6 protein-coding genes are annotated in these 9,353 nt (G+C 61.6%); 5 read left to right on the forward strand and 1 reads right to left on the reverse strand.

Annotated elements, in window-relative coordinates:
• Nucleotides 1-215: 215 nt before the first annotated feature.
• The 5 genes from BFP96_RS13290 to BFP96_RS13310 all read left to right on the forward strand — a co-directional run bounded on the left by BFP96_RS13290 (nucleotide 216) and on the right by BFP96_RS13310 (nucleotide 7,790).
• Nucleotides 216-1,949, forward strand: a complete 1,734-nt coding sequence (locus BFP96_RS13290; protein WP_065936386.1) for an OPT family oligopeptide transporter — start codon at nucleotides 216-218, stop codon at nucleotides 1,947-1,949.
• A 159-nt stretch (nucleotides 1,950-2,108) separates the two neighbouring features.
• Nucleotides 2,109-2,510, forward strand: a complete 402-nt coding sequence (locus BFP96_RS13295; RefSeq protein WP_065884205.1) for an InvB/SpaK family type III secretion system chaperone — start codon at nucleotides 2,109-2,111, stop codon at nucleotides 2,508-2,510.
• Between the two features lie 49 nt (nucleotides 2,511-2,559).
• Entirely contained in the window at nucleotides 2,560-5,124 is a 2,565-nt protein-coding gene (locus BFP96_RS30350) for a hypothetical protein (RefSeq protein WP_139113400.1), read from the forward strand.
• A gap of 152 nt (nucleotides 5,125-5,276) precedes the next feature.
• A complete protein-coding gene (locus BFP96_RS13305; RefSeq protein ID WP_065895498.1) occupies nucleotides 5,277-6,683 on the forward strand; it encodes an amino acid permease in 1,407 nt (468 codons plus the stop codon).
• Nucleotides 6,684-6,704: 21 nt separating this feature from the next.
• On the forward strand, nucleotides 6,705-7,790 hold the full coding sequence (locus tag BFP96_RS13310; RefSeq protein ID WP_065895499.1) for a choline metabolism transcriptional regulator GbdR: 1,086 nt from the start codon (nucleotides 6,705-6,707) through the stop codon (nucleotides 7,788-7,790).
• A gap of 68 nt (nucleotides 7,791-7,858) precedes the next feature.
• Here the strand turns inward: BFP96_RS13310 and BFP96_RS13315 are convergent.
• Nucleotides 7,859-9,353, reverse strand: a 1,495-nt coding sequence (locus BFP96_RS13315; protein ID WP_065936387.1) for a S8/S53 family peptidase, incomplete at its 5' end; no start/stop codon positions are given.

The raw sequence follows: 9,353 nt of genomic DNA on the forward strand, positions 1-9,353 counted from the left end.
ATTCAAGCCTGCGTTCGGCCAGCGTGGTTTAACGGGGCGCCTGAGATCAAGATCAAAAGCCAGATCAAGAGCGGCTCGCTTCGCATCGTGGTTAGCGGGGGGCTACAGCGTTGTGTAGCTAGCTATGGCTATCGAGGCAAGCCGCATCGATGAACCTTCGAGCCTTTCAGCGCTCACTTATGAGGTGGCACTGTTTTTCGTCGAAAGGAATCTGCATGCACCCCACCTCGGCAATCACTCCCGTAGAACGTGAACTCAGCCTGCGCGCGGTCATCACCGGGATCCTGCTCGGTATCCTGCTCACGCCGTCCAATGTGTACGCCGGCCTCAAGATCGGCTGGTCGTTCAACATGTCGATCATCGCGTTGCTGATCGGCTACGCGATCTGGCAGGGCCTGGCCAAACGCTCTGCTGCGCCATTGCCGTGGACGCTGCATGAAAGCAATATCAACCAGACCGTCGCTTCGGCCGCGGCGTCGATCATTTCCGGTGGGCTGGTCGCGCCCATCCCGGCTTACACCTTGCTTACGGGCAATCAACTGGAGGCGATCCCGATGATCGCCTGGGTGTTTTCCGTGAGCTTCCTGGGGATCTGGATCGCGTGGTACCTGCGGCCCTCGTTGCTCAACGACAAGGCGTTGAAGTTTCCCGAAGGCATGGCCACCCTGGAGACCCTGCTGCATATCTACAACCACGGTCGCGAAGCGGCGACGCGCTTGAAAGTGCTGCTCGGCGCGGCGTTGCTGTCGGGGTTGGTCAAGTGGGTGGATACCTTCCTGTGGGCGTTGCCGCGTTGGTCGCCGACGGCCCAGTTGGAACGCCTGACGTTTACCACAGACCCGTCGCTGTTGCTGCTCGGCTTTGGTGGCATCATCGGCCTGCGCGTGGGCCTGACCTTGTTGCTCGGCGCCTTGCTGGCCTGGGGCGGGCTGGGGCCCTGGCTGTTGGCGCAGGGGCTGGTGCACGTTGCGCCGGGCAGCAGCGGCCCGCAATTCGCCGCGCTGGTGGAGTGGCTGCTGTGGCCCGGCGTGAGCCTGATGGTCTGTTCTACCCTGGCGTCCCTGGCGATTCGCTTGTGGGCATTGCACCGAACCACCCGCGCGGACGGCGGCACGCCCTGGACCCTGCCGAAACGGGGCCCGGCTGCCGGGTTTGCCCTGGCGATCATCCTGGTCGTGAGCCTGCAGGCGTTGTTGTTCGGCATCAACCCGTGGATGGCGCTGCTCACCATCCCCCTGGCCATCTGCCTGGCCGCCGTGGCCGCGCGGGTGGTGGGCGCCACCGGCATTCCGCCGATTGGCGCAATTGGGCAATTGTCCCAGCTGAGCTTCGGCATCGTCGCGCCGGGGCAGGTGCCGATCAACCTGATGAGCGCCAACACGGCCGGCGGTTCGGCCGGGCAGTGCACGGACTTGATGAATGATTTCAAGGTCGGCAAGGCGATTGGCGCCACGCCTCACAAGCAAGTGATCGCGCAGATCCTGGGGATTTTTGTCGGCAGTATCGTCGGCGTATTCGCCTACCTGGCGCTGATTCCCGACCCACACACCATGCTCCTCACCGAACAATGGCCGGCCCCGGCCGTCGCCACCTGGAAAGCCGTGGCGCAAACCCTGACCCACGGGCTGGACTCGTTATCGCCGAGCATTCGCTGGGCCATCGCCATCGCAGGCTTGATCGGCGTGTTGCTGGGTGTGCTCGACAGCACCTTGTCTGCGCATCGCGCGCGCTACCTGCCCAGCGCCGCCGCCCTGGGATTGGCGTTTGTACTGCCGGCGTCCATTTCGCTGATGATGGCTTTGGGAGCGGTGCTGACCTGGTTGGTCAGCTGTCGTCGGCCACGTCTTACCGAACGTTTTGCGGTTACCGCGGCGGCCGGGCTTATTGCCGGCGAAAGCATCACCGGCGTTGGGGCTTCCTTGTGGCAAATGATGGTGCAGGCGGGCTGATAGGCAAATCGCGCAGCTATTGCCCAATGGAACTGTTCGTGGACGGCCGCCACTCATCTCTCGCCTCTCTCACATTCGCTGAGCAGGGCGCCAACGGGTAACTCAGGGACGCCAGTTATAACTCCAGAAGCAAGGCTGCTTACGCTGAGGGGATAGGCCGTGAGTTCTGATATTGCGAAAATACTCCGCGAAACTTTATTGGACCTTGGCGTACCCCAGGAACGCCTCGGCTCCTTTGATCGCCACTCCTCGATCGCGCTTAACTTTAAAACCATCAGCCCGATCATGCTCACTGCCGACCGTCATGGGGTGTGGATGTGGAGTGAGTTGAAAAATCTGAACAGCGCCACGCTGAATATCCATGCGGAAAAACTGCTGCTTTCACTGCAACACGCATTGCCATCGGTGGTGACCGGCCAGCCGGTGTTGGGCAAAGGTCTGCGCGGTTACGAAGTCAAAGCCCTGCTGGACGACGCGTGCACGGGGTCGGCCAAAACATTGCAGATTGCGTTGGATGGTTTTTTCAACCTGATGACATCGCTGCACAGCATTTTCAAATAAACCGTCGCAACGACGCTCGCCGCCTTATTCAAAGGTAGAGGCAACCACTATGCTGATCAATAATGATAACGGCTCCAGTGCTGCGGCCCAATTGCAGGCCAACGCTGGTAACCGGGTATTGAAGAATGTCGAGTTTGTGAAGAACTTCGACTCCATAAAAAACAAACCTATTGAAGTCACTTCCAACGCCCTGCCTACGGTCACGCTCAAAGCCGACGGGCAAGAGCGCCCGGTCAGTTTTCTGTACGGCGGCCCGCAGGTCGCGCAAATCAGGAACGGTGCTATTTATAACGCCGTGATTGACAGTGATATCGTTGAAAAACACTCCCAGGATCGTATCGCGCCGGGCAAGGCGTCCATCAAGGATGGCGCGCTGAGCCTGGGCTTGAACAGGTTCAGGATCGCGGGGCCGGCTGAAACCGAAACCCAGAAGATCCTTACCCGACTGCGCGGCCTTATCGATCCGGAGCAGCGTAGAGCCGAGCTGACCAAGCTGGTCGCCAACGGCTCGCCGCACGCAGCCGACGGTTCGATGAGGCTGAAAATGGTCAACGACCCGGTGCGGCGCGCGTTCGAAAGTTACTATGCCAAGCATGCCCTGCAAGATTATTTCCGTTCGCCGGACACCTATAAAACCTTTGTCGCTATCTCAAACAATCAGGTCAATTACATCAAGGACAACTACGTGTCTGCGCCGTTGTTCGAGAAATACGAGGCGGCTTGGAAGAACCAGCGTTTCGACACGAGCATCGAGGGTTTGGATCAACTCCAGGGGTTCTATACGCGTGCCGAGAAAACCCTGGAGACCTTGAATATCTCGCCCGAGGCCAGGACGGCCTTGTTTGATATCTACAAACACCGTTATTTAAGTTACGCGCTGAGGAATGAGCCGGATGTCGCGGCAAAACTCCCTGCGGGCCATTGGGACAGTGTATTTGATCCCATCAAGGCACCCGGAAAAGGCCGTATTGAACTCAACGCCCGAGAAGGTAATTTGTTCCGGCAGGCAGACAGTCATAACGTCGGTATTTTGCGAAATATCGATGCGACCCCCCGGGACTTGCGCCTGAATGAGCCGTTCAATATCAAATATGAAAGCGATTACCGGAGCCAGTTGCTGGCCGGCGCCAGCACCCGTTGCCCCGACAGGCTTGAGATGCAGGATCCCGAGCATCCGGATGCATCCAAGCCGGGTTCTTATGTGAAGGCTTTGTTTGAAAAAGGCACGGGGACTTACGTTAACGGGCCGTCGGGTTCGATTGTGATCGAACAGGGGGCGGTGCGTGCCTGCAAGGATGTGCATGCCAATACCCGGCCGGACGACCTTGAAGCCTATTTGGCCATTCAATCCGCGCTGTTCATTTACGTGGATGGCGGGCATTCGATGGATGAAATTTCATATGCGCTGGCCCATCCGGCTGTACGCGGCAAATTGCTTGAAACGTTCCCGGGAAGGCCCGGCTTCGAGCACATCGGCGATAGGCTTTTCATGAATGACAGCGCCCTGGAAAACGCCGCCAGGGACGCCGGGGTCTTCAATGAGGTGCTCAAGGCCAAGGATGCCGTGCATCAGCACATCACCCATGGCAACCCGGCGGGCCAGTCCGCTCAGGCGACCACCAAAGCGTTGGCGTTGGCACAGACTGTCGCGGCGCGAAACGTGCTCTACAAGCCCGGCGACGTCTTGACTCAAGAGCTGGCCGGTGCCGCCAGCGTCTTGCACCGTGTGGTCTCGAACCTGAGCCCGCAGCATCAGGGCACGTTGGGCGCTCATTTATTGGGGGAAGGCAGGCTGTTGGCGGGGAAGACAACGGATGACTTGCTGGCAGCATTGGCGCGCGCCGGCAGCGGATCGGCAAGCGCCACCGATAGAGCGGTGGCCATCGCATTGATGGGCGATATCGGCGGGTTTTACACCACCCCCGGCAACGCGGACCAGGGACTGATGACGGCGCTCAACCGGCAGCTCCAGGCACAGGGGCTGCAAGTGCCGGATGCCGCCGCCGTCCAGCGCATGCGCGAGCACGGCGGCTCTGCGGCGGTAGGCCCGGATAAGCGCGCTGAACGAAAAGTCCGTTCGTTCGATTCGCCTGCCCACATGCCTTTTCGGGCAGGCGTGCACAACAGCGGGCTGGAGGCGGATAAAGCGCTCAATGTGCCGGCATCCGAGCGTATTCCTGATAATCGCTGGGCGGTTTTCGATATCGGTACGGCCCGCATCAAGGAAACTACCGAGCCGCTTGTCGGGCATATGTCAGCCTCGCCGGCCGAAATTTTGCAGACCTGGGACATGCTGCGCGGGGTGAGCGCGAGCGATCAATACGTGGGCGCGCTGCCCGCTCGGGACGGTAGCGGGCTCACGCCTATGTCGGATTTGACGCCGGCCGAGCAGGAGCAGCGTTATGCGCGTGCGGCTGGGACCGGCGCGTTTTTGGTCGGCTTGGGTTATCACAGCGCAGTCGAAGTGCTTGAGGGAACGTTGGTTTATACCGGGCAGAGCATCAGAGGCGAAGGCACACTGGACCCCTCCCAGCGTGACTCCGCGCATGTCTTCGGGCACGGAGCGGCCACCGAACTCATGAGCGAATTATTCAAGGCCGGTACCGCAACCTGAGGAGCGGTCGGTTGCAGGCGCCGGCTCGCCAGCCGCCGCAACCGATCGACAAATGACGAGATCAGACACGACGATGGCGTACTCAGGCTACTTTGGCCCGGCGCAGCACCCTTAAGGTGAGGGGTATTGGTCGCCCGAGAACAACAAAAACAATGAATAGCCTAAATTCCAACGATTCCAACGGTCAGTTGGCGCAGGGTTTCAAGCCGCGCCACGTCACCATGTTGTCCATCGCAGGCATCATCGGCGCGGGGTTATTTGTCGGTTCCGGCCATGCCATCGCGGCGGCGGGGCCGGCGGTGTTGCTGGCGTATCTGTTCTCCGGCCTGCTGGTGGTGCTGGTGATGCGCATGCTCGGAGAAATGGCGGTGGCGCGTCCCGACACCGGTTCCTTTTCTACTTACGCCGACCAGGCCATCGGCCGTTGGGCGGGCTTCACCATCGGCTGGTTGTATTGGTGGTTCTGGGTGTTGGTGATTCCGATCGAGGCGCTGGCTGCCGGTTATGTACTCAATCAGTGGTTTCCCCAGGTCGATGCGTGGCTGTTCGCCTTGTTGTCGATCATCCTGCTGGTGATCACCAACCTGTTCAGCGTGGCCAAATATGGTGAGTTCGAGTTCTGGTTCGCGATGGCCAAGGTGATCGCCATTATCGGGTTTATCGGCCTGGGATTCAGCGTGCTGATGGGCTGGGTGCCTGATCACCAAGCCAGTGGCTTGAGCCGGTTGATGGAGGAGCACGGTGGTTTTGCGCCTAACGGTTTGTCGGCGGTGGTCGGGGCGTTCATCACCATCATGTTCAGTTTTATCGGTACGGAGGCGGTGACCATCGCGGCGGCCGAATCGAGTAATCCGGCGCAGAACATCGCCAGGGCGACACGCTCGGTGATTTGGCGCATCGGTGTGTTTTACCTGCTGTCGATCTTCGTCGTTATCTCCGTGGTGCCCTGGAACGACCCGTTGCTGGCGTCCGTGGGTTCCTATCAGCGCGCGCTGGAATTGATGAACGTCCCCAACGCCAAATTCATGGTCGACGTGGTGGTGTTGATCGCCGTTGCCAGTTGCATGAACTCCTCGATCTACATCTCCTCGCGCATGCTGTTCTCCCTGGGTAAACGCGGCGACGCGCCTGTGGCGCTTAAACGCACCTCAGCCGCGGGCGTGCCCAGGGCGGCGGTGATTGCCAGCACCATCATCGGCGCAGGGGTGACGCTGCTGAGCTACTTCATGCCCGCCGGTCTGTTCCAGTTTCTGCTCGCCAGCTCCGGTGCCATCGCGTTGCTGGTGTACCTGGTCATCGCCATCTCGCAACTGCGCATGCGGCGGATGCTGCTCAGGCAGAACGTCGAGCTGGCCTTTCGTATGTGGCTGTTTCCCTGGCTGACTTACCTGGTGATCGTGTTCATCTGCGCAGCATTGGCCGTGATGATGGTGACACCGGAACACCGCACGGAAGTGTCCTCAACGATTGGCCTGGCCTTGCTGATCTCCTTGATCGGCGTGGTCACGGCGCGTCAGCACGGGCAGTCGGCCAAGGCCATTGTGGTTGAGCCCTCTTGATCACGCGTGCGGAGTACTGTGATGGAACCTGACGCGCCTGCCTGCAAGACCCTCGGCTTTTTGCTGCTGGACCAATTCACCCTGATATCGCTGTCCTGTGCGGTCGAGCCCTTGCGCATGGCCAATCAACTGGCCGGTGAGGAACTCTATCGCTGGCGCACCCTCAGCCTTAACGGTGAACCGGTGTGGGCGAGCGATGGCGTGTCGGTCACACCGGATGCGGTGGCGCATGAACAGCGCGACCTGGACGCCGTGATCGTGTGTGGCGGCGTGGGCATCCAACAGGCCGCCACACCCGCGCATATCACCTGGTTGCGCAACCAGGCGCGTCTGTACTGCAACCGCCTCGGCGCGGTGTGCACCGGCAGTTGGGCGCTGGCCAGGGCGGGCTTGCTTGATGGTTTCCAGTGCAGCGTGCATTGGGAACTGATGGCCTCCATGCAGGAAGCCTTTCCCCGTGTCACGGTCAGCGCCAGCGTCTTCTCCCTCGATGGCAACCGCTTCACCAGTTCGGGCGGCACCGCGCCGTTGGACATGATGCTGCACCTGATCGGGCGCGATCACGGGCATGAACTGTCGGCGGCGATTTCGCAGATGTTTGTGTACGAGCGCATCCGCAACGAGCGCGACACCCAGCGCGTGCCGCTCAAGCATTTGCTGGGCACGCAACAGCCCAAGCTGCAGGAAGTGGTGGCCTTGATGGAAGCCAACCTGGAAGAACCCATCGACCTGGATGAACTGGCCGCGTTCGTCCAGGTATCGCGGCGCCAGCTGGAGCGCATGTTCCAGCGCTACCTGTACTGCACGCCGTCGCGCTACTACCTCAAGCTCCGCCTGACCAGGGCTCGCCAGTTACTCATGCAGACCCCTATCTCGATGGTGGAGCTTGCGGCGATCTGCGGCTTTGTGTCCACGCCGCACTTCTCCAAGTGCTATCGGGACTTCTTCGGCGTGGCGCCCAGTGACGAACGCTCGGACATGCGCCTGCGCCTGCCGATTGCGCCGCGCCCTGTGGCCAAGCCGGGGGCGCCGGCCAAACCCAAGAACATACTGGAGCAGGCAAGGGAAGAATCGACGTTTGCCAGTGTGAAGCTTCAGCGGCGTTGAGGTGGGGGGCTGCTGCGCGATAGCCCTGGCTCAGGCGGCCAAACTATCGATTATGCCGCCGCTCGCCATTACCGCACCCGCGTGCGACTCTGCACCGCCAGGTCCAGCGCCTTTTGCATATCCAGCCGCGCCGAGCGCCCCACATCCTTGTCATTGAGCTGGTAATTGCGCTCCGACGGCAGGATCGGTGCCGTGAGGTCCTGGGCGTCGCTGCGTTCGAAGTCATGGTTATCGCCGATCGCCAGGGCGCTGCGGCGCAACAGCGTGCGCAACTGTTCCGGCTGCAACTGCGGGTTGATCGACAGCATCGCCGCCAGCAGGCCCGCGACCATCGGCGTGGCGTAGGAGGTGCCGCAATGCACGGCGCCTTCCTGGCCGGCGCCCGTTGTTGACGCGTGAGCGCAGGCGGCGGCGGTGATGTCGACGCGCATGTCCACGTTCGAAGAGCTGCGCGTGACGGCGTAGGCGGGATCATCAACGGCAACGTCGTTGCGCTCATTGCGCTGGTGCCCACCCACCACCAGCAGTTGCTCGGTGACAAAGGAGGAGGGCAGGCGGTACTCGTCGCTGCCCGAGAAGGCCGAACCGTTACCGGCGGAGTTCACCACGATCACGTCGGGGTGTTCCTTGCGCAGCCACAGGAAAAACTCTTCGAGCAGTTCTTCGTAGCCGCTCATGGCTATTCCCGAGCGCACCAGCGAGTCGACGTCATGGCCGTTGACGTCCTTGGTGCCGACGCGATGAACGCCCCAGCTCCAGTTGAGCACGCGCACGCCGTCCTCCACGAGGTTGACTGATGCGGCGATGTTGGCGGTGATTCCGGCATCGGAGTTGCGCTCGACAATCACCTCAAAGCCCCCGCCGGCCTTGTCCAGGCCACGCAAAAAGCCGGTATTGCCGCCGTTGTTCCAGCCTGCTGCGAGGATGCCGGCGACGGTGGTGCCATGGCTGTCCGCCGAACCCGTATCGCCCGCGTAGACGCAGGTGCGTCGGGGGGCGCAGGCGCCCAGGTAGTCAGCGAAATCCGCCGTGTCGAAATCCACGCCGCGCTCGATCACCCCGATGCGCACCGGTTGCGGCACGATGGGCGTGTGCTGGCCCGGGATGCGTCGCTGGTAATAGGCCACCGCATCGAGAAAGCGGTTGGCGGCCCATTCATCGGAGTCGGGCGCCGGCTTCTTCGGCGCCTCACGGCGAGGGGCGGCGTGCTCGGCTTCTTCGGCGGCGGACTCTTCGATGACCACCGCATCGACGCTGGTCTCGCTGCCCAGGCGCAGCACCAGGGCGTCGCGCTGGATCAGGTCGGTGGCGGGCAGGCGCAGTTGAAAAACGTTCAGCGGCGCGATACTGCCCACCACCGTCGCCCCGTATTTGCGCGCCAGGCGCTCGGCTTCCTGGCGGCCATCCTGGTCTTCTTCGATCAGTACGCTGACCAGATCGACATAGGTGGTCAGGCCGTCCATGTTCTTCGCCACTTCGCTGGGCCCGGCGGCCACTACCTGGCTGTTGCGCAGGCTCAGCCAGGCGGCATTGCTGGCGCGCGGGCCGTCTTCGAGCCACAGC

Source organism: Pseudomonas sp. 34 E 7, assembly GCF_900005715.1.
Lineage (GTDB): Bacteria > Pseudomonadota > Gammaproteobacteria > Pseudomonadales > Pseudomonadaceae > Aquipseudomonas > Aquipseudomonas orientalis_A.